Raw genomic sequence first — 22975 nt, forward strand, 5'->3', positions numbered from 1 at the left:
TGTCAGAGATTTTTGGCGATATTGTCCAGAATACTTTCCGCATCAAGCTGTATGAGTTTTCTGAGGCTGTTGTGGTCGCCGTGTTCAACAAACAGATCGGGAATTCCGTGCTTGATTATTTTAACGAGTACGCCCTTCTCCATGAGAATATCGGCTATCTCGTCCCCTGCACCGCCTTTAACGCTGCCCTCTTCAACCGTCACAACCAGTTTCGCGCCGCGCGCCGCATCTGCTGTAATCTCTCTGTCCAGCGGTTTCAGGAAGCGGATATTCACGAGCGTTGCGGCTGTGCCCCGCTCTGTAAGTGTCTGGTATACCTTGTAAGCCTCATCGAAGATGTGTCCGGCAGAGTAGATTACAACGTCCTTTCCGCCGCCGATTATCTCCGGTTTGCCAAGCTCAACAGGCGTAACGGGGATATCGTCGTAACTTCCCGCGCTGCCTCTGGCATAGCGTATGGAAACAGGCGTTTCCATCTTTTCGGCGATCCTGAGCATCGCTTCAAGCTCATGTCCGTCTTTCGGAAGCATAACTGTGAAATTGGGCACTATGCGCAGGTATGAAATATCATATGCGCCATGGTGTGTGGGTCCATCCGCACCAACAAGCCCGCCCCTGTCCAGACAGAGGACAACGGGAAGATTCTGGAGCGCAACATCGTGAATTATCTGATCGTATGCCCTCTGGGCAAACGTTGAATAGACTGCTACGAAAGGTTTTATTCCGGAAATAGCCATTCCGGCGGCGAATGTAACCGCGTGCTGCTCGGCTATACCAACATCGAAAACCCTGTCCGGAAATTTCGATTCCATAAGGTTAAGACCTGTGCCATCCTTCATGGCGGCGCTTATTGCAACTATACGCGGATTCTTATCCGCCATGTCAGCCAGAGTCTCGCCAAATATGTCGGTGAAGGATTTTGCACCGCCAAGTTTAACCGACTTTCCGGTGGCGATATCGAACGACGCAACGCCGTGGAATTTTGAGGGGTTCTGTTCTGCCGGTCCGTATCCGTTGCCCTTGCGGGTCATAACGTGCACAAGAACCGGACCGTCAACGTTCTGGGCGTTTTCCAGAGCGCGGACAACTTCTTTTATCTTATGCCCCTGAACGGGTCCGACATAGCGAAGTCCAAGCTCCTCGAACAGGATTCCGGGGGTAAAAAATCCCACCATTCCCTCCTCCATCTTTTTGGCGAGGTGGAGAATGCGGTTGCCCAGAGGCTTTGTGGCAAGGTATTCCTGAACGTCCTTGCGCACCCTTGTATAGAATTTACCAGTCATCATGTTTGAAAGGTAATGTGAAAATCCGCCTACGTTGGGACTGATGGACATTTCATTGTCGTTCAGCACCACAATCATGTTCTTGTCCAGATGTCCGAGGTTGTTCAGCGCCTCAAATGCCATTCCGGCAGTCATTGCACCATCGCCGATAACGGAAACCACCTTTCTTTTACGTCCGGTAAGCTCATCGGCAACGTGCATACCAAGCCCTGCGGATATGGAAGTGCTGGTATGTCCCACGCCGAACGCGTCATATTTTGATTCGGATGGCTTTATGAACCCCGATATGCCTTTATACTGGCGCAGGGAGCTGAATCTGTCTTTTCTGTCGGTGAGAATCTTATAGGCGTAAGACTGATGCCCCACGTCCCAGACAATGCGGTCGTTTTCAGGATCAAATACCTTCATCAGACCGATGGTAAGCTCCACAACGCCAAGGCTGGGAGCAAGGTGCCCGCCTGAAACCGCGCAGGTGTTTATTATTTTGTCCCGAACGTCCTGTGCAAGTTCTTCAAGCTGTTCATAGCTCAAAACTTTCAGATCGGTCGGCAGGTTCAGTCTGTCAAGCAGTGTCATATATCAGTTCTTTCTCTCAATTATATATTTCGCAATCTCACGGCACGGTTCCGCCGTACTCCCGTACACGGAAATAATTTGCAGAGCCTCTTCAATGAGAAGCTCAGCCCTGCGGTGTGAATCGTCTATGCCATGAACAGCCGGATAGGTGGCTTTGCCGTTTTCAACGTCGCTGCCCACGTCCTTTCCAAGCTCTTCGGTTGTGGACGTTATGTCCAATATGTCGTCAACTATTTGAAACGCCAGCCCGATGCGCATCCCGTATTCGTAAAGGCGCTTTTTGTCGTCTTCCGTGCCGAAACCGAGGATAGCCCCAAGTTCACAGCTATATGCAAGGAGTCTTGACGTTTTATGGGTGTGGATGAAATCCACAGCAGCAGCGTCGAAGAAGCCTTTTTCCGCTTCCATATCGGCTATCTGTCCGCCCACCATACCCTTGTCGCCTGTGGCATCGGCAAGTTTATACGCCGCTTCAAGCATCTGTTCCGGCGTAACGTCGGGGTTCAGCTCTTTATTGCACATTATCTCGAAAGCCTTTGTAAGAAGCGCGTCTCCGGCAAGAATGGCTGTCGCCTCGCCGAACACCTTATGGTTCGTGGGTTTGCCCCTGCGGAAGTCGTCGTCGTCCATGGCGGGGAGGTCGTCGTGTATCAGCGAATAGGTGTGGAGCATCTCCACAGCCGACGCGAAAGGAGTTACTTTGTCGAAGTAGCCCTCGAAAATTCCGTATGCGGAATAGACCAGCGCCGGACGGATACGCTTTCCGCCTGCAAAGAGGCTGTAACGCATTGCCTGCATAAGGTTTTTTGTATGCGGGTCATGGGGCTGCATATAGCCCTCGAAAAATTCCTCAACCTTGCCGCCCCAGAAACCGAGGTAGCCTTTCATATCAAAGCGGCTCATCAAACTGCTCCGTTTTTACTTCGTCGCCATCCGCGGAAAGCACGCGGCTGACCTTTGATTCTATGTCGTCAAGCATTTTGCGGCACTCTTTGCCCAGCTTCATGCCCTCCTGAAACAGCTTGAGGTTTTCCTCAATGTCCACTTCGCCGCTTTCAAGGCGTTCGACAATAACTTCCAGTTTTTTCAGTTTATCTTCAAATTTTTCGCTGCTCATCAAAGCACACACATCACTTTTTCCGCGTGCCCGTCAACCTTTACGTTGCGGAACGCTTTCTCAAGTTTCCCGTTTTCGTCTATGACAAACGTAGAGCGGATTATGCCCGTAACGGATTTTCCGTACATCTTTTTTTCGCCGTATGCACCGTATGCCGCGGCAACCGAGCGGTCGGGATCACTTAAAAGGAGGATGCCGAGGGATTGTTTCTCTTTGAAATTCAGGTGACTTTTTATGCTGTCGGGGCTTACGCCGACTATGACTGCATTCTTTCCGCCGAACTCATCCTTAACCTGTGTAAATGCAACGGCTTCTTTAGTGCAGCCGGATGTATTGTCTTTCGGATAGAAATACAGAACCAGTTTTTTTCCTTTGAATGATGAAAGTGTATATGTGTTTCCGTCATCGCCTTCAAGGCTGAAATCAGGAGCCTGCATACCCTCTTCAGGGAGTTTTTCCGCCATCTTTCCCACCTTTTTTCGAATAGTTCGCCCGCAACTGACCGCAGGCGCCGTCGATGTCGCTTCCGAGGCTTTTTCTTATGAAAACGCCTATCCTGTTATTTATCAGATATTGCTGAAACTTTAAAGCATCTTTTTGGTCAGGCGCTTTAAACTCCTTTTCAGCTCCCGCGTTGTACAATATAAGATTTACCTTGAGCCTATCAAGCCCTTTAAGAAGTTTCGCAAGATTCTGTGCATCCTCGATGGTATCGTTGACCCCTTTCAGAAGGACGTATTCGATGGTCACGCTTTTGCGCTTCTGAATGGGCAGTTCTTTAAGGGTTTTGACCAGCTCTGCGAGTGGAAATTTATTGGATATGGGCATGATGCCCTTTCTCTTTTCCTGAGTGGATGCGTTTATTGACACCGCAAGGTTTACAGGTGTGTCTATGGAGAACAGTCTTTTTATGCTGTCCGTAACTCCGCAGGTGGAAACTGTTATCTTTCTGTGGGAAAATCCGTATCCGTTGTCGTCCAGAAGCACCTTGAGCGCCTCAAGTACGTTCTCTATGTTATCCAGCGGCTCGCCCATCCCCATAAAGACAAGATTGGTGAGCTTTTCATCCTGCTCAGAAAGTATTTCGTTCAGGCGTTTCACCTGTTTCAGTATCTCTCCGACGGTGAGGTTTCGTTTAAGCCCCATTGAAGCCGTGGAACAGAAGGTGCACCCCATGCGGCAGCCCACCTGTGAAGAGATGCAGGCGGTGTAGCGTTTGCCGTCGTTAAGGATGACCGATTCGATGTGTTCGCCGTCTTCCAGCCTGAAAAGCACCTTAACGGAGCCGTCCAGTTCCGAACGCTGAGCCTTTACAAGCTCCATCACGGTGAAAGCGGCGACTTCGCCAAGTTTCTGACGGATAACCGCGGAAAGATCTGTCATTTCGGCAACGTTTTCGCTGCCTCTGTTGTGTATCCACTTATAAATCTGGTCGCCGCGGAACTTTTCAAAGCCCATGGACACGGCAAAATCTTTAAGTCCTTCCAGACAGTGGGAATCGATATAGAATTTTTCGGTCAAGATATACCTTTTTTTCAGATGATGTAACGCATTGCGTCGTCGTTGGATTCGTGTATGTTAAAAAGACGGTTGAGGTTCGTACTTTTAAAAACCTTCATAATCTCTTCGTTGACGGCCGTAAGATACAGAGGTTTGTTGACCTCGCGCATATTTTTCAGTATCTGGATAAGCTCGCGCAGACCGCTGCTGTTAAGGTATGTCACTCTGGAGCAGTTAATGATAACAGCGTCGGAGGAATCGATGCCCGAACGGATATGGGTTTTCATTTCGTCCCCGTTATAGGAGTCGATCTCGTGCATCGGGTAGAGAACTTCAACATTCTTTTCGCCGAAAATGATCATTTCGCTGTTAAATGCCATATAAGCTCCTCCTAACCTAGCAGCTTCCGCTGTTCCACCTGACGCTTGAAAACGTATTTGATAACTCTGTCCCTGTCGGTCTGGTGAATGTCCACAAACTTAACGCCTATCTCAAACTTACCTTCTACAGCACGGCAGCGCATTACCTGCGCCTTCACCTGCTCCAGCTTCTCTATCTGTCCGAGAAAATATATATCTATTGTAGCATCCTTTGCAACGGGAATGTCGGTAAACATTTTAAGCCCGCCGCCGGACATATCGGCAACTTTTGCCTCAATGACCTTTTCCAGCCAAATATCGTCTTTTTTAACAGGCACAGCAGCCTTAACCGCAAGCCGCGTGTCCACACGGAAGAACGCCCGCAGTTCCTCGCGGAATACCGCATCGGGATAGGCTATCTTCAAAAGCATCATAGCGCCGTTTTTCAGCCTGTCCAGAACAATGCTCTTGAAACTGAACCTGCCCATGTCCATCACATATGAGATGTGAAGGCGCGTATTCGGCGCAAGAGGAACAGTCCGTCCCTTGTCGGTGGGCATGGACACCATAATATGCTCTTTATGAGCAATATCCTCTATGCGGGAATCAAATATCCCTGCATGGTCCCCCACCTTCACCTCTATCAGCAGTTTCTGGTTTATAGATATAAATTTGTCAAACTTTACCAGTTTTTCCAATGCCAATATCCCCGGAATTGTGTTTCAACTGTACTTTCTTTAAAAGAGATGGATTATATCACAAAAATAATTTCGTAAAAATAAGAAATTTCTTAACACGCATAAAAACAGCTTCCGCTGATTTTTAAAAGAAATGTACGGAACCGGAAATATACGCAGGACGCGCATACTTCCGGATGTTATTAACAATAATTACTTAATATTCCTGCTGCCGGGTTTATAAGCAGGCGTTCCCTCTTTGCACATGGGGCAAACTGACGGATCGAACGTCTGAACGTCAAGCTGCACAAGCGGGATAAAAGACTGGTCAAAATGTGCCTTTCCTCCGCTTCTGTCTATAAGGCAGGTAACGGCGACAACCTCTCCGCCTGCGGCGGTGCAGGCGTCGATGCACTCCCTTGTTGATTTTCCGGTGGTTATAACATCCTCAGCCAGAAGCACCTTTTCGCCTTTCGCAATGGAAAATCCCCTGCGCAGCATCATAGTTCCGTCCACCCGTTCGGTGAACAGCGTACGCTTTTTCATCTGGCGCGCAAGCTCATATCCGAAGCGGATACCGCCGATGGCGGGGCTTACGACGACATCGAACTCAACGCCGGAGAGCTTTTTTACAAGCTCTGCTATGACAGCTTCAACCTCATAGGGGTGCTGCATGATGAGTTCCGACTGAAGAAATTTATCGGAATGGAGACCGGAGGAAAGAAGAAAGTGCCCCTCCAGAAGTGCGTTGTGTTTTCTGTAAAGTTCCAGTACCTGCTCTGCGTTCAATTCATTTCCTCCAATATTTTTAGCGCAGCCTGCGCAGGGTCTTTCGCCTGCGTGACAGGTCTGCCAATAACTATATAATCAGTGCCCATATTTTTTGCGTCTTTCGGGGTTACTACCCTTTTCTGGTCGTCAACGGATGCCTCCGCAGGACGGATGCCGGGGGTTACGGTTATGAAATTTCTGCCGAGGGTCTCTTTTATGAAAGGAGTCTCCTTCGCTGAGGAGACAACTCCGTCAAGCCCGCTCTGCTTCGCAAGAGAAGCCAGGTGCAGAACATAGTCCTTTGAGTTCTGAAACCCTATCTTCATGGACTGCATGTACTTTTCATCGAGACTGGTCAGGAGTGTAACTCCTATAAGCAGTGGTTTTCTGACGTTCGTCTTCGCGCAGTGCTCTGAAACGCGCTCCACAACGGAAGCCATCATCTCGCCGCCGCCCTGCGTGTGCATGTTCACCATGTCGGTCTCATATTGCAGAGAAGCCAGTACCGCTGACACAACAGTGTTTTGAATATCGTGAAATTTCAGATCGAGAAAAATATTTTTATCTTTTTTCTTCAGGTATTCGATAATGTTTTTGCCATCGGCAACAAACAGCTCAAGCCCTACCTTATACCATTTGACGGCGTCGCCCGTCATGTCTACAATGTTTTTTGCAGCATCTGCTCTGTCAAAATCCAGAGCTACTATCATTTCAGGTTTCATACTCATTTATCCTCTTGAAGACTGTAGCATATTTCTGGTATTTTTCAAGCATGTGTTGACACTTTTATTCGTTTATATAAAATTAGTAAACAGATTTAAATCAAACGGAGAATATCTTAATTGAGAAATGGTTACACCACAGGAGCAACAGCCTGTGCCGCGGCGGTCGCATCGTGCGTCTTTAAATTGTCAAACCGTATTATAGAAACTGCCGATATACTTCTGCCCAACGGCACCCCTGCGCACATTCCGGTACACAGAGACATCGATTTTTTCTATGGGGTGAAAGACGGAGGGGACGATGTTGATGTCACCCACGGCATGAGAATATATGCCGACTGCGTACTGAACGACACCGGAGATATCGAAGTAACAGGCGGTCAGGGCATAGGCATTGTCACAAAGAAAGGCTTGCAGGTGCCTGTCGGAAGATATGCCATCAATCCGGCACCTGAAAAAATGATAAAAGAAAACCTGAAAAGGCTTCTGGGCGACAGGGGCGCAAAAGTGACAATATGGGCGCCGGACGGCGAACGCATAGCAAAAGAGACGTTCAATGAAAAGGTCGGTGTTGTGGGCGGAATATCCATAATCGGCACGACAGGAATTGTTACCCCTATGAGCGTGGAAGCCATAATAGAGACCATAAAATGCGAAACAGACGTTGCGGCGGCGGAGCAAAAGGAGACAATATGCCTTACGCCGGGCAAGATAGGCGAAAAGCATTTCCTGAAAAAATATCCGCATATCTCTGTGATACTGATGAGCAACTTTGCACACGAAGCCTTTGATTACGCCTCAAAAAAAGGTTTTAACAGATTATACGTCGCAGGGCATCCGGCAAAACTCTGTAAGATTCTGATGGGTTATTACAACACCCATTCGAAGAACTCTCCCATGGCGACAGACTGGCTGGCGGACAGGCTGGAACTTAAAGAAAAATTCAATACCGTAGAGGAGATACTGACCTCCGTCGATATCGACCTCTCCTTCCTCGCAGGAGAGCTTGCGGAAAAGATAGAAAAAGACTACGGTTTTGCACACGTTTCTGTTATCTTCTATGACATGAACGGAGGGGAAAAAGGTGCAAGACTCTGAAATAACAGTGATATCAGTGGGTCCCGGAGACCGTGACATGATAACCGTCAGGGGATTGAAAGCCATTGAAGCACAGGACTTTATCATCGGAATGACCGACGCTGCGGAGACCTTCGCAAAGCACAAACCCCACTATGTTCCAGTCAACATGAAAACCGACTGCATCAACTTCATAAAAGAGTGTCCTCACAGAAAGATAGGCGTTCTGGTATCAGGCGACGCGGGATTTTTCAGTCTCGCGCGGTTCGTTACGAAAGAGTTTGAAAACGTAACGGTCATTGCAGGCGTAAGCTCAATGTGCGCAGGATTTGCACTGCTGAAAAAGATGTGGTTCTCATACAGGTTCATGTCCGTTCACGGCAGAGAGCTTTTCGATGAATGTCCATCGGAATCGACGGTTATTCTTTGCGACGAAACCAACTCTCCCGACGCTATAATGAAAAAATTCCCTGAAATTACTGATAAATTCAATTTTTACATCCTTTGCGACGTAAGTCTGCCCACTGAGACGGTCTATACGGAGCTGCAAGGCATTTACGGCACATCCAGAATCATTCTTGTGCTGGAGGAGAAGACAGCGTGAAAGTCTACTTTATAGGCGCTGGTCCCGGCGACGTGGAACTTATCACAGTTAAAGGCGCGAGGCTCATAGGCGAATGTCAGGTGGTCATATACGCCGGAAGCCTCGTCAACCCTGATATACTTAAATATGCTTCAGAAGATGCTGAAATATACGATTCGGCACCGCTGAATCTGGAGCAGATTGTTGAAATAATAAAAAAAGCGCATAAAGAGAATAAAAATGTAGCACGCGTCCACACAGGCGACCCGTCCCTTTACGGTGCGACGGGCGAGCAGATGGCGGAGCTTAACCGCCTCGGCATAGAATACGAAACCATCCCCGGTGTAACCAGCATGGCGGCATCCGCGGCGGCAGCGAATATTGAACTCACCATGCCGGAAGTGTCCCAGACTGTGACCATCACCCGCACCCCCGGCAGAACGCCTATGCCGGAAGAGGTTGAAAATATTGCGAAAGTGGGCGGCACCATAGCATTTTTCCTGTCGGCAGGACAGGGAGCATATATCACGAAAATACTGACGGAAAACGGGTGGAACGCCGACACACCCGTAGTGTTGGTGTACAGAGCGAGCTGGGAAGACCAGAAGATAGCCCGCTGCGTGCTTTACGACCTTGAAAAGACGCTGAAAAAGAACGGAATGACCAAGCAGACGATGATTCTGGTGGGAAAAGCACTGAACGGCAATCCCGAAAACTATTCAAAGCTGTACGACAGGGCTTTCAGCCATGAATACAGATAAAATTGCCGTAATAGCCGTAACACAAAAGGGAGCGATACAGGCACATTTTATCGCGGAAAGGCTCAAGGCTGATCTGTATCTTTCTGAAAAAATTTCAAGATATGATTCTATAACATATTCTTCATTAAAGGAATGTTTTGAAAAATTATTTGAAAATTATCACGGAATAATTGCCGTTATGGCACAGGGGATAGTCACCCGCATGGTGGCACCGCTTTTGGACAGTAAATATAAAGATCCGGCAGTTGTGGTTTGCGACGAGGTGGGCAGATACGCCATCAGCGCCCTTTCAGGGCATGAAGGCGGAGCGAACAGACTAGCCCACAGGGTTGCTTCAGTAACGGGAGCAGTGCCCGTCATAACCACAGCAACGGAGGCAAATAAGCTCTTTATTGCAGGTGTCGGCTGCCGGAAAGGTGCGTCAAAAGAACAGATTATTTCCGCACTGACAGCGGCTTGCAGCGATGCAAAAATCGAACTTGCAGACCTGCGGCTGATCGCCTCCGCATGGGTGAAAGAGAACGAACAGGGGCTTCTGGACGCTGCGGAAGAGCTTGGCATTTATCTGCGGTTTCTGCCGGAGCATCTCTTCGATCATTGCCCTTACGAGGTTGAAGAGACAGCGGCTGCACGGCACATAGGCGTCCGCGCCGTAGCGGAGCCATGCGCACTTATGGCTGGCTTTAATACGAGTTTGATACTGAAAAAGACAATATACGAAAATGTTACGGTTGCAATTTCTAAGGAAATGACCAGATTTCTTTCGGAGTAACAATGGGAAGAATATTTCTGACAGGCATAGGTCCCGACGGCAGAGAGACGATAACAGCACAGGCTGAACACGCCATAAAAAGCTGCACCGCGGTCTGCGGGTACGATAAATACGTGGAGCAGGCGGCACACATCATACCCGCTGGCACATCCGTTTTCACCAGCGGAATGAAGGGCGAAGTTGAACGGACTGAAACGGCGGTCAGATACGCGAAAGAAGGACACGACGTTTGCCTCATATGCGGCGGAGACCCATCGCTTTACTCTCTGGCATCTCTGACATACCAGCTTGCAGACGATACCGTTGAAATCATCGTCATACCCGGTGTGACGGCGGCAATGGCAGCATCCGCGCTCCTCGGCGCACCAATAGCTGACGACCTCGCTATAATCTCCATGTCCGACCTGCTGACCCCGTGGGAGGTCATACAAAAGCGCATTGATGCGGTGAACGTGGGCGACTTCGTAGCGGCGATTTACAACCCCAAAAGCATGAAACGCACGCAGCAGATAGAATATGCACTGAAAGCCTTCTACGAAGCCCGCGGAGACCTCATCACAGGAACTGTCAGGGACGCGTACAGGGAAAACCAGAGCGTAAAAATATCAAAGATATCGGATTTCGATTACGATTTCGTAAATATGTCGTCAATAGTCATTGTCGGATGCAGAAAAACCATAATCAAACAAGGAAAAATGATAACGCCTAGAGGGTATCCGGTTTGAAAACCCTTGTTCTCGGCGGCACATCCGACACCCGCGAATACTTAAAAACACTGGAAGGGAATTTCGTGGTTTCCGTTGCCACTCAGTACGGCTATGAAACCTTCTGTAAAGAGTTCCCCACCGTTCTGGTGCGGTTCGATGACGAAAGTATCATCTCATTCATCCGTGACCACGGTATAACGGCGATAGCCGACACAACCCATCCGTTCGCTAAGAACATAACCGCCCTCGCCCTGCGCACGGCTGAAAAACTGAATATTCCATACATCAACGCCATGCGGAGACCTAAACTTGAATCGGATTACGAACGGATACTCACTGTGGAATCATACGAAGAGGCTGCAAAACGTGCTGAGGAGTTCACATCTGTGCTGCTCACCATCGGTTCGAACAGGATAGACGCTTTCAAAGCCGTTCTGCCTAAATGCCACATCCGCATCCTGCCATATGAAAAATCCATAGAGAAATGCAGACTGGCTGGCGCTGAATATAAGCAGATAATCGGGATGCAGGGTCCTTTTTCAGAGGAATTTAACATTGCGCTGATGCGTGAGATAAAGGCTGATGCCCTTGTTACGAAACTTTCCGGTGATTCCGGCGGTCTGAAAGAGAAGATAAGCGCCTGTGAAAAACTGGATGCCGCCTGTATTATTATAACCTGCGGTTAGCTGTTCTCCTGATTATCGCCGAGTGAACTTGTGAGCCTCAGAAGTTTGCGGCGCAGCATATTTTTTTTACGGACTATATTTCCGTTGTCTGTGCTTACAACATCCAGAAGTTTCAGCTTTTCGCATATTTCCTTTATTTTGTCCGCCGCCAGACCGACGCTGGGGGGTTTCCTGTCAAGAGACATAACGGTAATGTCATGGTCGTTCGCGGTGCGCACCGTGTCCTTTTCCAGGGAAAAAAAGAACTCGCTCATTTTGTAAAACGTGCTGAGTCTGTTAAGAAGTGCTATTCTGTCTTCAACAAACAGGCTCTGTCTGTCCTGCGGATTTATCACCATTACGCTCCAAGAACATAGCTGTATCGTGTGTTTTCATTGGCGTGAAAACACCTTTATTATTTATCGTCCTTTTTGCGCCGAATTTGAGTAATTATTTCGTATAATTTCCGATTGCTTTCGTGGGGCACACAGCCGCACACTCGCCGCAGACATTACACACTGAAGGGTCTATCTTCGCTAAGAAACTGTCCACATCTATAGCGCCGACAGGGCATTTTTTCTCGCACATCTTACAGCCTATGCACCCGACACTGCAAGCCTTTTTCACTTCCGGTCCCTTGTCTTTCGACATACAGTTGACGACGATTGGCTTGTCTTCGGGAATAAGCGTTATGAGGTTTCTGGGGCAAGCCCTGACGCAAAGCCCGCAGGCGCAGCATTTTTCAGCGTTGACCACCGGAATACCGTTTTTGCCCATGTGCATGGCGTCGAATCCGCAAGCCTTGACACAGCTTCCTTCGCCCACACATCCGAAGGTGCAGAGTTTATTTCCTCCGCTTAAAAGAACTATGCTGTGGCAGTCTCTTGGACCGTAATAATTGTATTTCTCAACGGCGTTTTCGCATCCGCCGCCGCATCTTACCCTTGCAACTTTTTTAACGCCGCTCTCCACGGTGATTCCGAGATATTCCGCTATCTGCTGAACCATCTCCCTGCTGCACACAGGGCAGGCGTTAACAGGTGCCTTGCCCGCAACGATTGCCTCTGCCAGAGCACCGCAGCCCGGATATCCGCATCCGCCGCAGTTTGCAGCAGGCAGCATATCGTTAACAGCGGCTATACGCCCGTCTTTTTCCACATGGAATTTTTTCGAGGCGTACATAAGCCCCAGTCCGGCTATGAAACCGGTTACCGCCATGGTCAGAACTGCCGCTGTCATATTACTTCACCAGTCCCGAAAAACCCATGAAAGCCAGCGCAAGAATGCCCGCCGTGATAAACGCTATGGGCAGTCCGCGGAAATAATACGGGATGTCGGAAAGCTCGATGCGTTCCCTGATCCCGGCAAAGAGCACAAGCGCCAGTGTGAAGCCCAATGCGGAACCTATTGTGAACACCAGCATATGCAGGAAATCAAAACCAGACTGAATATTAATAATTGCAGAACCGAGGATTGCGCAGTTTGTTGTTATCAGCGGAAGATATATACCCAGACTCTGATACAGGTCTGGGGAGGACTTCTCTATGACCATCTCAACGAACTGAACAAGTGCGGCTATCACCAGAATAAAGACTATCGTCTGTAAAAAGCCGACGTTGAACCTGTCCAGCACCGCGTACTGGATTATCCATGTGATGGCACCCGCGACGGTCATTACAAACGTAACAGCAAGCCCCATTCCGACAGATGTTTCAACTTTTTTCGACACCCCGAAGAATGGACATGTGCCGAGAAAGCGTGCAAGAACAAAGTTATTAACAAGCACCGCACTGACAAACAACAGAAAAAGGCTCATTGAACGCCCCCTCTGCCTATGCGTCTGCGCTCTTCAACGAAGTTGTTGAAAGCCATCATAAATCCGAGAACAATGAACGCACCAGGAGGCAGAATAAGGAGTATTGCCGGACTGAAACCGCTTCCGAAAAGATTTATTCCGAACCAAGAGCCGCTGCCGAGCACTTCACGGATGCTGCCCAGCACAAAAAGAGTCAGTGTAAAGCCGAGTCCCGATCCGATACCGTCCAGAAGCGAATCGAAAACCCCGTTTTTGGATGCGAAACTCTCAGCCCTGCCAAGAACTATGCAGTTCACAACGATAAGCGGGATAAAAAGACCCAAAATCTTGTGCAGGTCATGAAAATACGCGTTCATGGAGAGATCTATCAGTGTAACAAAGGTGGCGATTATCACAACATATGCAGGTATGCGCACCTTTGCAGGTATTATGTTTTTAACCAGAGCGACGGCAACGTTTGATCCCATAAGAACGCCCATCGTGGCAAGCCCCATCGCTATCCCGTTAATTGCTGAAGTGGTCACGGCGAGTGTCGGACAGAGCCCCAGAACCTGCTTCATTACGGGGTTGTTCTTAAAAATCCCTTCTGTAAGGATGGATAATTTCATTTTGCACCCCCGGCTTTGCCGATAACGGCAATGGCGGCTCTGACAGCTTCACAGACAGCTCTCGGTGATATTGTGGCACCGCTGAAACTGTCTATTTCGCCTCCGTCCTTCTTAACGGTTATATTTGAACCTGCGGTTTTGCCGATGAAGCTGTCCCGCCAGATCTTATCCTCTATCTTGCTGCCGAGTCCTGGCGTTTCGGCATGACTTATAACCTCAACCCCCAGAACCTTACCCTCGGAAGACACGCCTACAAGTATCTTTATATTACCGGAATATCCTTTAGCTGTAACGCTTTCAACAGCATATCCGAAGGCCTGTCCGCCCTTCTTGCCTACATAAAGCGTTTTTCCTTCAATAGTCAGTGTATCCCTGTCCGGTTCGTTGTCAAATCCAGGCAGAACCGTTGTCAGCCCCTTTAAAAAGTCCTGACGCTCCGCATCAGCTATCTTCTGTTTTGTTGCGCCGTAAACGCCTGCCAGAAGCAGAGCCGCAAGGGCGGAAATAACAGTGAGCACCACCACCATCTTCAGCGGGTTATTCATTTCTTCACCTCGCCGAACGACAGCGGGCGCATGTATTTATCCAGCAGAGGAACGAATGCGTTCATTATGAGCACGGCAAAACCAGTGCCCTCAGGATAACTTCCGTATATTCTGATAACCCCTGCGATAAGCCCGCAGCCTATTCCGAATACTATCTGCGCTCGCTTTATAACAGGCGAGGTAACGTAGTCGGTCGCCATGAAAAAAGCCGCAAGCATCGCCCCGCCGCTGATTATGTGCAGAAACGGATCGATGGTGCGCTGTGGATTTATCAGCCAGATTATTCCGGTGAACACAAACAGGGTGCCGAGAAACGATACGGGAATGTGCCATGAAATAATCTTTCTGTTCATCATAAAGAGTCCGCCGATAAGAACGAAAATTGCACCGTCGCCGCCCATGCAGCCGCTTACGTTTCCGATGAGCTGATCGGTATAGGTGGCAAGGTTCGCAGTAACAACGTGCCCATGGGCTATGAGGTCTGATTTCAGAGTTCCGAGAGGCGTTGCGGAACTTACCGTATCAAAAAGAAAACCGTGGATTACGGGGGAAGGTCTCACCCATGAAGTCATTTCCACAGGCCACGCTATTAAAAGGAAAACACGAGCAACCAGAGCCGGGTTGAACGGATTCTGTCCCAGTCCGCCGTAGACCTGTTTGGAAACGACTATCGCCACAAACGAACCCACAAGCATAGTCCACCACGGAGCGGCTGCGGGCATGTTCATTGCAAGCAGAAGCCCTGTAAGAAGGGCGGAATTATCCTTAATAGCTATTGGTCTGCCGGATATCTTATCAAAAAGATACTCGAACCCTACACAGAAAAGAGCCGTCAGCACATAACCTTTAACAGCGTAATAACCGTAATACCATATTGAATTCGCGATTATGGGAAGCATAGCGATTATAACGGTCATCATCACCTTATTGGTGGTTTCAGGGTGTCTGTCGTGGGGTGAAAATGTCACCAGAAACTTTCTGTCAGGCATTTTTCGCCCCTCTCTCCTTTATAATCTGCATTATGTGGCGTTTAGAAGTTTTAAAACCGCCCACCAGAGTCCTTCTGGACGGGCATACATAGGAGCAGCAGCCGCATTCTATGCAGTTCAGCACATGGTGCTGTTCAAGTTCTTCATACATCTCCCTTTTCACGAATCTGTCCATAATGGACGGCACAAGAAGCATGGGGCACGCATCCACACAGCGCCCGCAACGTATACACGGATATTTCGTGAGGTCAGGCATATCCTCTTCGCGGTAAACGACTATTCCGCTGGTACCCTTCATAACAGGCGTTTCTACGGATGTCACAGCCATACCCATCATAGGTCCGCCCATAACTATCTTTTTCGGCACACCGAGGAACCCGCCGCAAGCCTCTATAAGCGAAAGAATTGGTGTTCCCATCCGCACGCGGAGGTTTTTCGGGGTGACAACAGCACCTGTAACTGTTACGATACGCTCGAATAGCGGTTTTCTCTCGTAAAAAGCCTCGTAAACTGCGGCTGCCGTGCCGACGTTGTGGACTATCACGCCCACTTCAACAGGTAGTTTACCCTCAGGCACAACCCTGTTCAGACAAGACTTAATAAGCTGCTTTTCACCGCCCTGCGGATACTTCACATAAAGAGGCACAAGCTCGAAACCATACTCACGCCCGTATCTTTTAAAAAGCTGTATAGCGTCGGGCTTGTTCTTCTCTATCCCTATTATTAGGTTCTTAATGTTAAGTTTTTCTTTGATGAGCACCGCGCCCTTTATAACCTTGAGCGGTTCTTCAAGCATGATGCGATGGTCGCATGTAAGATAAGGTTCGCACTCGGCGCCGTTTATAAGCAGCGTGTCCACCTCTTTCGGCGGTGACAGCTTAACGTGTGTGGGAAAGGTCGCTCCGCCCATACCCGTTATGCCAGCTCTCTGTATGATTTGCTGGAAACTTCCTTCGTCTGAAACAGGCTCGTAATTGTCGTTCGTTTCGTCCGCCTCAATTACTATACCCTCCATCCGCCCCGCCATGGGGTGAACGACATGGGATATTGAAACAATTTTACCGTTCACAGGGCTATGGATTGCGGCGCTTATAAACCCGCCCGCCTCCGCAACAAGCTCACCTGTCTTAACCTGTTGATTTTTCGCAGCCACAGGCTTTGCAGGTGCGCCGATATGCTGTGAAAGGGGAAGATAGAACTTGTCGCCTACCCTTACAGGCAGAGTTTCTGTTGGTTTTCCGCTGGTAGAGGATTTGTTGTAGTCCGGGTGGATTCCGCCCTTAAACCCGAAAAAAGGCATTAAATTTTTCCTTTTTCGTATTTTATAAGCTGAACCCGCTTTTCATAAAGCATCTCATCCGCCAGCGGGTCGCTGTATCCCTGCTCGTAAATGACCTTTTCTATCCCTGCGTTGCATATCATTTTCGCGCAGATGGAGCAGGGTTTCGTGTTGCAGTAAATTACTGAGCCTTTGATGCTTATACCGTGATAAGCCGCCTGGATGATCGCGTTCTGCTCCGCGTGGAGCCCTCGGCATATCTCGTGGCGCTCACCGGAAGGCACTTTAAGCTGCTCTCTGAGACACCCGGTGACAGCGCAGTGGGCAATTCCGCTGGGAACGCCGTTGTAACCTGTGGCAAGTATGTGATGGTCTTTAACAATGACTGCTCCCACCTGCCTTCTCAGACATGTCGAGCGCTGTTTCACCAGATTTGTCATTTCAATAAAATATTCGTCCCATGAAGGTCTTTCAGTTTTGCTCATCTCAGCACCAGCTGTCTTTAGCGAGTTCGTCTATTTTGTCGATGCGTCTCTGGTGTCTGCCGCCCTCAAACTCAGTGTTGAGGAACAGATCCACCATGTCCGCAGCTCTTTCTATGGTGGTGATGCGCCCGCCGAGCGCCATTATGTTTGCATCGTTGTGCAGACGGCACATCTTCGCCGTGTATGTGTCGAAACAGAGCGCACAGCGTATGCCTTTGAATTTGTTTGCAGAAATTGAGATGCCTATGCCGGAACCGCACATGATTATGGCACAGTCGGCTTTTTTGTCCAGCACCGCTTTTGCGGCTGCTGCGCCGAAGTCGGGATAGTCAACGGATACTTCAGAGTCGGTTCCAAGATCCAGAATCTCGTAACCTTTTGATGTAAGATAGTTTTTGATTTCAGTTTTAAGACCGAATCCGCCGTGATCGGACGCAAGTGCTACACGTTTCAAATTACACCTCGAATCAATAGTAACGGCTTAAAGAACAATATCAGATTTTCCAATATAATGAAAGCCTATATTTAAAAACCCTATTCGTTTCTGGGAATGGCGAGCATACGTTCAATGCAGGTCACCGCTTTTTTCGCAACGTCCTTATCGACAGTGATAACGTTGCCCATGTTTAAAAGGCACTCATAAACATCTTTCAGAGTGGTCTTTTTCATGTTTTTACAGGTGAATCCCTCGTATGCGAACAGGAAGGTTTTGTCCGGATTTTCAAGCCTGAGCCTGTAGCCCACGCCGGTTTCCGTTGCGATGATAAATTTCTTCGCAGGGTTTGTTTTGCAGTAGGTATATATGCCCGAAGTGGAGCAGACATGGTCTGCAATGTCCACCACAGCGGGCGGGCATTCCGGATGTGCGACAACGACTGCATCGGGATTTTCACGGCGCAGCTGCTGTATCTCAGGTACTGTGACACGGTTATGGATGGGGCAGAAGCCGGGATAGAGGATTATCTCTTTATCTGTAAACCTCTGGACGTAGTTTCCGAGGTTTTTGTCGGGGACAAAGAGTATCTTATCAGACTGTATGCTTTTAATGACGTTGACAGCGTTGCCGGACGTGCAGCAGAGGTCGCTCTGCGCCTTGACTTCGGCGGTGGAGTTCACATAGCAGACGGTGACGGCTCCTGGGTGCTGCGCCTTGAATTCGGCTAGTTTTTCACCCGTTATCATGTCCGCCATGGGACATCCAGCGTCAAGTCTGGGCAGAAGGACAGTCTTTTCCGGTGCGAGCATATGGGCGGTCTCCGCCATGAAATGTACGCCGCAGAAAACAATGACCTTGTTTGAGGTCTTTGCAGCCTCAATGGACAGTCCGAGTGAATCCCCTGTGATGTCCGCTATTTCCTGAATTTCATCTATCTGGTAGTTATGGGCGAGGATAACTGCATCCCGCTCCTTCGCAAGCCTTTTAATCTCCGCTTTGTAGTCCATATCAGTCTCCCGATGTGATGCATACTGTTGAAAAACCAGTGACCTTCAGGTCGCTTCCGTACTCGAAAACCAAGGCATTAAACAATATTTTACCCCGCTTTTCAACCTCAAATTTGCGCGGCATACCCGTCAGAAACCTTTCTATAGGTGCGTATTTTTCCATTCCTATGACAGAGTTGAGTGCACCGCACATTCCTGTGTCGGTGAGGTAAAGGGTGCCTTTGGGGAGCAGGCGTTCATCATTGGTCTGAACGTGGGTGTGGGTTCCGGCAACGGCTCCTGCGCGCCCGTCGGCATAAAGCCCGAACGCTGTCTTTTCGCTGGTCGCCTCCGCATGGAAATCCACGAAAACGAACCCTTCGGCATCTTCCATTATTTTATCAAATTTGCGGAAAGGGCAGTCGGAAAGCCCCATGAAGATGCGCCCTATAAGGTTTACGCAGGTGAATTTTTCGCCGTTCTTCTCAATAGTTATACTGCCTCTGCCCGGCACTCCTTCCGGCATGTTCGCGGGACGGATGAGCCTGTCCATCTTATCGATGGACTTCTCCACCTCTTTGTTGTCCCAGACGTGATTGCCTGTGGTGAGAATGTCGATGTCGAGCCGCATAAGCTCTTCATATACAGCATAGGAAATGCCGAAACCGCCAGAGGAGTTTTCGGCATTTGCAATGATGATATCCGGTTTATATTCTGCCCGGACGGCGGGCAGAAAGGTTTGAACCGCCTTTCTGCCTGTGCGCCCGATAATATCTCCGATATGGAGGACTTTCACTTTGCGTATCCGACCGCTCTGGATTCGCGGATAACGGTCACTTTTATCTGACCGGGATATGTCAGCTCGTCCTCTATCTGTTTTGAAATGTCTTTGGACAGCGTAACCAGTCTTTCATCGTTAACCTTTTCGGGTTCAACGATGATTCTGACCTCGCGTCCCGCCTGAATAGCGTAGGATTTACTTACGCCGTCAAAACCGCCTGCGATTGTTTCAAGGTTTTCAAGACGCTTGATGTAGCTTTCCAGAACTTCGCGTCTCGCACCGGGGCGTGAAGCGGAGATTGCATCCGCCGCCTGAACAAGGACAGCCTCGATACATTTGAACTCCTCTTCGCCGTGGTGGGAAGCTATCGCGTTGATAACTCTCCAGTCCTCTTTGTGCTTTTTAGCGACTTCAACACCGATTTCAGTGTGTGAGCCTTCAGCTTCATAGTCGATCGCTTTACCGATATCGTGGAGAAGTCCCGCACGTTTTGCTATCTTCTCGTTAAGTCCGAGTTCGGCAGCCATCAGACCTGTTATCTTGGCAACCTCAATTGAGTGACCGAGAACGTTCTGACCGTAGGAAGTTCTGTATTTCAGCCTGCCCAGCAGCCTTGTGATGTCCTTGCTGACGTTGTGCAGACCAAGGTTGAAAAGGGCTTCCTCGCCCACTTCGAGAACGTGTTTTTCAAGTTCCTCTTTCGCCTTGTTGTAAATCTCCTCGATGCGCGCTGGGTGGATACGTCCGTCGGACACAAGCCTTTCCAGCGTCATTTTGGCAATCTCTCTGCGGAAAGGGTCATAGGACGAAAGGATAACCGCTTCCGGTGTGTCGTCAACGATTATGTCAACGCCTGTAACGCTTTCAAACGTGCGGATGTTACGTCCTTCACGTCCGATGATACGTCCTTTCATCTCGTCGGAGGGGAGCGCTACAACTGTAACGGTTATCTCCGAAATGTATTCCGGTGCGCAGCGCTGGATGGCTGTGGAGATTATGCTTCTTGCCTTTTTGTCGGCTTCTGTCTTTGTCTCCTCTTCCAGTTCGCGCAGTGTTCTTGCGGCTTCAAGTTTCGCGTCGTCAACCATCTGTGCGATAAGCATCTGTTTGGCTTCCTCGCTGGTCATGTTTGCGATCTTTTCGGTTTCGAAGATGATATTCTGTTTCATCTCGTTGATGCGTTCTTTTGTCGCCTCAATCTCTTTCAGGCGTCTGTCATATTCCGCATCTTTCTGTACGAAGGATTCCTCTTTTTTCTCAAGGGATTCCATTTTCTTGTCAACCGCCTCTTCCTTCTGGAAGATGCGTTTTTCCTGAACTTTCAGGTCGTTGCGCTTCTCGCGCACTTCTCTTTCGATTTCTGCTTTGCCTTTGTTAACAATATCTTTTGCTTCGAGTTTGGACTCCTTAATGATGTCGTCGCCCTCTCTCTTCGCTCTGCTGATAATGTCCTCAGCGGTTTTGTTCAGTTTCAGATTTTCAGCGTCATTTCTTTTTTTCTGCCAGAACATTCCGAAAAATGCTCCGATAACAGCTCCGGCTACCACCAGAAGGTAATAAACTATACCCATCAGCTGTTCCTCCTGTATATATCAGTTTCGGTGACGAGCACATCACATGGGATGTCGTGGGGTTCGGCTTCGATGCTGTCGAAAAGCTGACATTCGAAAGCCAGCCCCGCGGCAATCCTGATTTTGCCCGCCGCAAGGAGCCTGTCATAATAACCTTTGCCCCAGCCCACCCGCACAAGCCTTCTGTCGAAGGCAACGCCGGGCACCGCGGCAACGTCTATGGATTCGTAATCGGTACATCCGGCAGGCTCGCAAATTCCGTATGCACCGCAGATAAGGCTGTTTTCACCTTTATAAAGCCCAAGCTCTATACCGCCCCCTCGGACACGGGGCAGATAAACCGCCTTTTTCATACCGTATAAGATGCTTATAAGCGCCGTCGTATCGACCTCGCCTTTAAAGCCCGCATACAGCAGAAAACTATCAAACTCCGAGAACTCCGCCAAAAACCGCTCCGTTATCTTCAGAGAAGCAGCCCCCGCATATGCCGCATCAAGATTGTTTCTGCGCTCAAGCGCCTCACATCGCGCCTTTGCCTTTTCCATAAACCTTAACTCCGGCATGGAGTTTTTTCAGCCTGTCGGCTATTTTGCTTTCAAATCCAGCGTCGGACGGGTCATAAAAGACTTTGTCCGTCGCGCCGTATTCCTGTTTAACAAACCCGCCGTGGTCAAATGGATAAATATATCCCTGTCCGTTTGTCCTCAATGGTTCCGGAACCACCGGCGCGTTCTCTTCGAGATACTCTTTAACCCTGTGCATCGACATATAGCTGCGGTTGCTCTTGGGGCAGCCTGCAAGGAATGTCACAACATGGGCGAGGATAATATCCCCTTCCGGTCTGCCCACTGCCATGAAGTTTTCATAGCCCGCGTGTGCAAACAGCACCGCATCGGGAAAGGCACTGCCTACGTCCTCCGACGCGCTTATAAGCAGTCTGCGGAAGATTGCCTCCGGCTCCATACCGCTTTTAAGGAGCGAAAAAGCCCACAAAAGCGCGGAATCGGGGTCTGTTCCCCTTATGCTTTTGATCATCGCCGAAAGCATATTATAATGCTCGTCGGTGTTATATCTTCCGGAAGCCGTGTGCTGCGCAGCCTCTTTAACATTGAGGTGCAGAACGTCATCCGTAAACCTGCCGCCTATGGCGGAAAGCTCAAGAAGACTGTAAAAACGTCGTCCGTCGCCGTCCGCCGCCTGAACGAGCCTGTCGAAGTCCTCGTCAGTTATAACGGCGTCAACGGCGTTATACCGCTTTTTAAAATACTCGCACGCCTTCGCGAACATCTGCGCAAATGCCGCACGGTCAAGTCTATGAAGTTCAAAGACAAAACTGCGCGAACGCAGAGGGTGTATTAAATTGTGATAGGGGTTTTCCGTGGAAGCTCCGATCAGCTTTGCGTGTCCGGAATCTATCAGTCCGAGAAGCAGCACCTGCTGGCTTTTGTTGAACCTGTGCAGTTCATCCAGAAAGACCAGCGTTTTGCCTCTGGTTCCCGCAGACTCCATAACCTGCTTGATTTCCGCCGCGCCCGCCGTGGCCGCGTGGAGACTGACAAAGGGCATCTGCAAATGGTTTCCGATTATTTCTGCCAAGGTGGTTTTGCCTGTGCCGGGTGGACCGATAAGAATGATCGAGTCAAACCCGCCGTCTTCTGCCATCTTTCGAAATACGGAATCTGCACCCAACAGATGATTCTGTCCGGCTATATCGTCAAAGACCTTAGGTCTTAACTCTTCCAGTATTCTCATTTATATATAAACCCCTAACGGGCGGTAAAAAACCTTTAAACTCTGTCGGTTACTAAACGCATCAGCTTTACGGCTGCCGAGACTGCTTCAGGCTGAATCCTTTGCGAGGTTCACAGCGATGAGGCGGTGCCGTTTTCATATCACTTTGCCGCCAAAC

At 49.2% G+C, this 22975-nt stretch carries 29 protein-coding genes; 6 read left to right on the forward strand and 23 right to left on the reverse strand.

The genetic code is table 11. The features are described 5' to 3' along the window. Positions 1–2: 2 nt before the first annotated feature. The 9 genes from dxs to pyrF form a co-directional block, all read right to left on the reverse strand. Positions 3–1859 (reverse strand): 1-deoxy-D-xylulose-5-phosphate synthase, encoded by a 1857-nt coding sequence (gene dxs / locus Q7P67_RS05380; protein ID WP_303850894.1) that lies wholly within the window; start codon positions 1857–1859, stop codon positions 3–5. Between the two features lie 3 nt (positions 1860–1862). Continuing rightward, the gene (locus tag Q7P67_RS05385; RefSeq protein ID WP_303850895.1) at positions 1863–2762 is read right to left on the reverse strand and encodes a polyprenyl synthetase family protein; all 900 of its coding nucleotides are present in this window, start codon (positions 2760–2762) and stop codon (positions 1863–1865) included. Next, positions 2749–2976, reverse strand: coding sequence for an exodeoxyribonuclease VII small subunit (gene xseB / locus Q7P67_RS05390; RefSeq protein WP_303850896.1), 228 nt, complete (start codon positions 2974–2976; stop codon positions 2749–2751). The genes Q7P67_RS05385 and xseB overlap by 14 nt, the downstream gene beginning before the upstream one ends. Next, positions 2976–3440 (reverse strand): peroxiredoxin, encoded by a 465-nt coding sequence (locus Q7P67_RS05395; RefSeq protein WP_303850897.1) that lies wholly within the window; start codon positions 3438–3440, stop codon positions 2976–2978. Before Q7P67_RS05395 ends, xseB begins: the two co-directional genes overlap by 1 nt. Further along, positions 3421–4497, reverse strand: a complete 1077-nt coding sequence (gene rlmN / locus Q7P67_RS05400) for a 23S rRNA (adenine(2503)-C(2))-methyltransferase RlmN (RefSeq protein ID WP_303850898.1) — start codon at positions 4495–4497, stop codon at positions 3421–3423. Before rlmN ends, Q7P67_RS05395 begins: the two co-directional genes overlap by 20 nt. 14 nt (positions 4498–4511) lie before the next feature. Further along, positions 4512–4856, reverse strand: coding sequence for an STAS domain-containing protein (locus Q7P67_RS05405; protein ID WP_303850899.1), 345 nt, complete (start codon positions 4854–4856; stop codon positions 4512–4514). Between the two features lie 11 nt (positions 4857–4867). Next, complete coding sequence (locus Q7P67_RS05410) at positions 4868–5533, reverse strand: flagellar brake protein (protein ID WP_303850900.1); 666 nt, start codon at positions 5531–5533, stop codon at positions 4868–4870. Positions 5534–5725: 192 nt separating this feature from the next. Further along, positions 5726–6301: an orotate phosphoribosyltransferase gene (gene pyrE, locus Q7P67_RS05415; RefSeq protein WP_303850901.1), complete on the reverse strand. Its 576-nt coding sequence runs from the start codon at positions 6299–6301 to the stop codon at positions 5726–5728. Beyond that, the gene (gene pyrF / locus Q7P67_RS05420; protein WP_303850902.1) at positions 6298–7011 is read right to left on the reverse strand and encodes an orotidine-5'-phosphate decarboxylase; all 714 of its coding nucleotides are present in this window, start codon (positions 7009–7011) and stop codon (positions 6298–6300) included. Before pyrF ends, pyrE begins: the two co-directional genes overlap by 4 nt. Positions 7012–7125: 114 nt before the next feature. Here pyrF and cbiD point away from each other — a divergent pair, with 114 nt between their 5' ends. Genes cbiD through cobK form a run of 6 tightly spaced genes read left to right on the forward strand, consistent with a single transcriptional unit; the run spans position 7126 to position 11591 of the window. Then, positions 7126–8103, forward strand: coding sequence for a cobalt-precorrin-5B (C(1))-methyltransferase CbiD (cbiD, locus tag Q7P67_RS05425; protein WP_303850903.1), 978 nt, complete (start codon positions 7126–7128; stop codon positions 8101–8103). Continuing rightward, positions 8090–8686, forward strand: coding sequence for a precorrin-6y C5,15-methyltransferase (decarboxylating) subunit CbiE (cbiE, locus tag Q7P67_RS05430; RefSeq protein WP_303850904.1), 597 nt, complete (start codon positions 8090–8092; stop codon positions 8684–8686). The genes cbiD and cbiE overlap by 14 nt, the downstream gene beginning before the upstream one ends. Further along, on the forward strand, positions 8683–9426 hold the full coding sequence (gene cobM, locus Q7P67_RS05435) for a precorrin-4 C(11)-methyltransferase (RefSeq protein ID WP_303850905.1): 744 nt from the start codon (positions 8683–8685) through the stop codon (positions 9424–9426). Before cbiE ends, cobM begins: the two co-directional genes overlap by 4 nt. Further along, a complete protein-coding gene (locus Q7P67_RS05440) occupies positions 9413–10198 on the forward strand; it encodes a cobalt-precorrin 5A hydrolase (protein ID WP_303850906.1) in 786 nt (261 codons plus the stop codon). The genes cobM and Q7P67_RS05440 overlap by 14 nt, the downstream gene beginning before the upstream one ends. A 2-nt stretch (positions 10199–10200) precedes the next feature. Continuing rightward, positions 10201–10923, forward strand: coding sequence for a precorrin-3B C(17)-methyltransferase (gene cobJ / locus Q7P67_RS05445; RefSeq protein ID WP_303850907.1), 723 nt, complete (start codon positions 10201–10203; stop codon positions 10921–10923). Continuing rightward, positions 10920–11591: a precorrin-6A reductase gene (cobK, locus tag Q7P67_RS05450; RefSeq protein WP_303850908.1), complete on the forward strand. Its 672-nt coding sequence runs from the start codon at positions 10920–10922 to the stop codon at positions 11589–11591. Before cobJ ends, cobK begins: the two co-directional genes overlap by 4 nt. On the opposite strand, the gene Q7P67_RS05455 is transcribed toward cobK, so the two are convergent. From Q7P67_RS05455 to Q7P67_RS05520, 14 genes are all read right to left on the reverse strand, one after another. Then, positions 11588–11929: a hypothetical protein gene (locus Q7P67_RS05455; RefSeq protein WP_303850909.1), complete on the reverse strand. Its 342-nt coding sequence runs from the start codon at positions 11927–11929 to the stop codon at positions 11588–11590. The two genes, cobK and Q7P67_RS05455, sit on opposite strands and share 4 nt — an antisense overlap. Positions 11930–12020: 91 nt before the next feature. Beyond that, the gene (locus tag Q7P67_RS05460) at positions 12021–12809 is read right to left on the reverse strand and encodes an RnfABCDGE type electron transport complex subunit B (protein WP_303850910.1); all 789 of its coding nucleotides are present in this window, start codon (positions 12807–12809) and stop codon (positions 12021–12023) included. 1 nt (position 12810) lies between these two features. Continuing rightward, a complete protein-coding gene (rsxA, locus tag Q7P67_RS05465) occupies positions 12811–13386 on the reverse strand; it encodes an electron transport complex subunit RsxA (RefSeq protein ID WP_303850911.1) in 576 nt (191 codons plus the stop codon). After that, entirely contained in the window at positions 13383–13994 is a 612-nt protein-coding gene (gene rsxE / locus Q7P67_RS05470) for an electron transport complex subunit RsxE (RefSeq protein WP_303850912.1), read from the reverse strand. Before rsxE ends, rsxA begins: the two co-directional genes overlap by 4 nt. Next, entirely contained in the window at positions 13991–14539 is a 549-nt protein-coding gene (locus tag Q7P67_RS05475) for an RnfABCDGE type electron transport complex subunit G (RefSeq protein WP_303850913.1), read from the reverse strand. The genes rsxE and Q7P67_RS05475 overlap by 4 nt, the downstream gene beginning before the upstream one ends. Then, entirely contained in the window at positions 14536–15528 is a 993-nt protein-coding gene (locus Q7P67_RS05480) for an RnfABCDGE type electron transport complex subunit D (RefSeq protein ID WP_303850914.1), read from the reverse strand. Before Q7P67_RS05480 ends, Q7P67_RS05475 begins: the two co-directional genes overlap by 4 nt. Further along, positions 15521–16828 (reverse strand): electron transport complex subunit RsxC, encoded by a 1308-nt coding sequence (gene rsxC / locus Q7P67_RS05485; protein ID WP_303850915.1) that lies wholly within the window; start codon positions 16826–16828, stop codon positions 15521–15523. Before rsxC ends, Q7P67_RS05480 begins: the two co-directional genes overlap by 8 nt. Next, positions 16828–17292 (reverse strand): cytidine/deoxycytidylate deaminase family protein, encoded by a 465-nt coding sequence (locus Q7P67_RS05490; protein WP_303850916.1) that lies wholly within the window; start codon positions 17290–17292, stop codon positions 16828–16830. The genes rsxC and Q7P67_RS05490 overlap by 1 nt, the downstream gene beginning before the upstream one ends. Before the next feature lies 1 nt (position 17293). Next, a complete protein-coding gene (gene rpiB / locus Q7P67_RS05495; protein WP_303850917.1) occupies positions 17294–17746 on the reverse strand; it encodes a ribose 5-phosphate isomerase B in 453 nt (150 codons plus the stop codon). A gap of 80 nt (positions 17747–17826) precedes the next feature. Next, complete coding sequence (gene nadA / locus Q7P67_RS05500; protein WP_303850918.1) at positions 17827–18735, reverse strand: quinolinate synthase NadA; 909 nt, start codon at positions 18733–18735, stop codon at positions 17827–17829. Position 18736: 1 nt separating this feature from the next. Then, the gene (locus Q7P67_RS05505) at positions 18737–19510 is read right to left on the reverse strand and encodes a TIGR00282 family metallophosphoesterase (RefSeq protein ID WP_303850919.1); all 774 of its coding nucleotides are present in this window, start codon (positions 19508–19510) and stop codon (positions 18737–18739) included. Beyond that, positions 19507–21066 (reverse strand): ribonuclease Y, encoded by a 1560-nt coding sequence (gene rny / locus Q7P67_RS05510; protein WP_303850920.1) that lies wholly within the window; start codon positions 21064–21066, stop codon positions 19507–19509. The genes Q7P67_RS05505 and rny overlap by 4 nt, the downstream gene beginning before the upstream one ends. Beyond that, positions 21066–21611: a 5-formyltetrahydrofolate cyclo-ligase gene (locus Q7P67_RS05515; protein ID WP_303850921.1), complete on the reverse strand. Its 546-nt coding sequence runs from the start codon at positions 21609–21611 to the stop codon at positions 21066–21068. Before Q7P67_RS05515 ends, rny begins: the two co-directional genes overlap by 1 nt. Then, the gene (locus Q7P67_RS05520) at positions 21586–22818 is read right to left on the reverse strand and encodes an AAA family ATPase (RefSeq protein ID WP_303850922.1); all 1233 of its coding nucleotides are present in this window, start codon (positions 22816–22818) and stop codon (positions 21586–21588) included. Before Q7P67_RS05520 ends, Q7P67_RS05515 begins: the two co-directional genes overlap by 26 nt. Between the last annotated feature and the right edge of the window lie 157 nt (positions 22819–22975).

Origin of the sequence: Seleniivibrio woodruffii, from assembly GCF_029267515.1 — a bacterium.
GTDB classification, from domain to species: domain Bacteria; phylum Chrysiogenota; class Deferribacteres; order Deferribacterales; family Geovibrionaceae; genus Seleniivibrio; species Seleniivibrio woodruffii_A.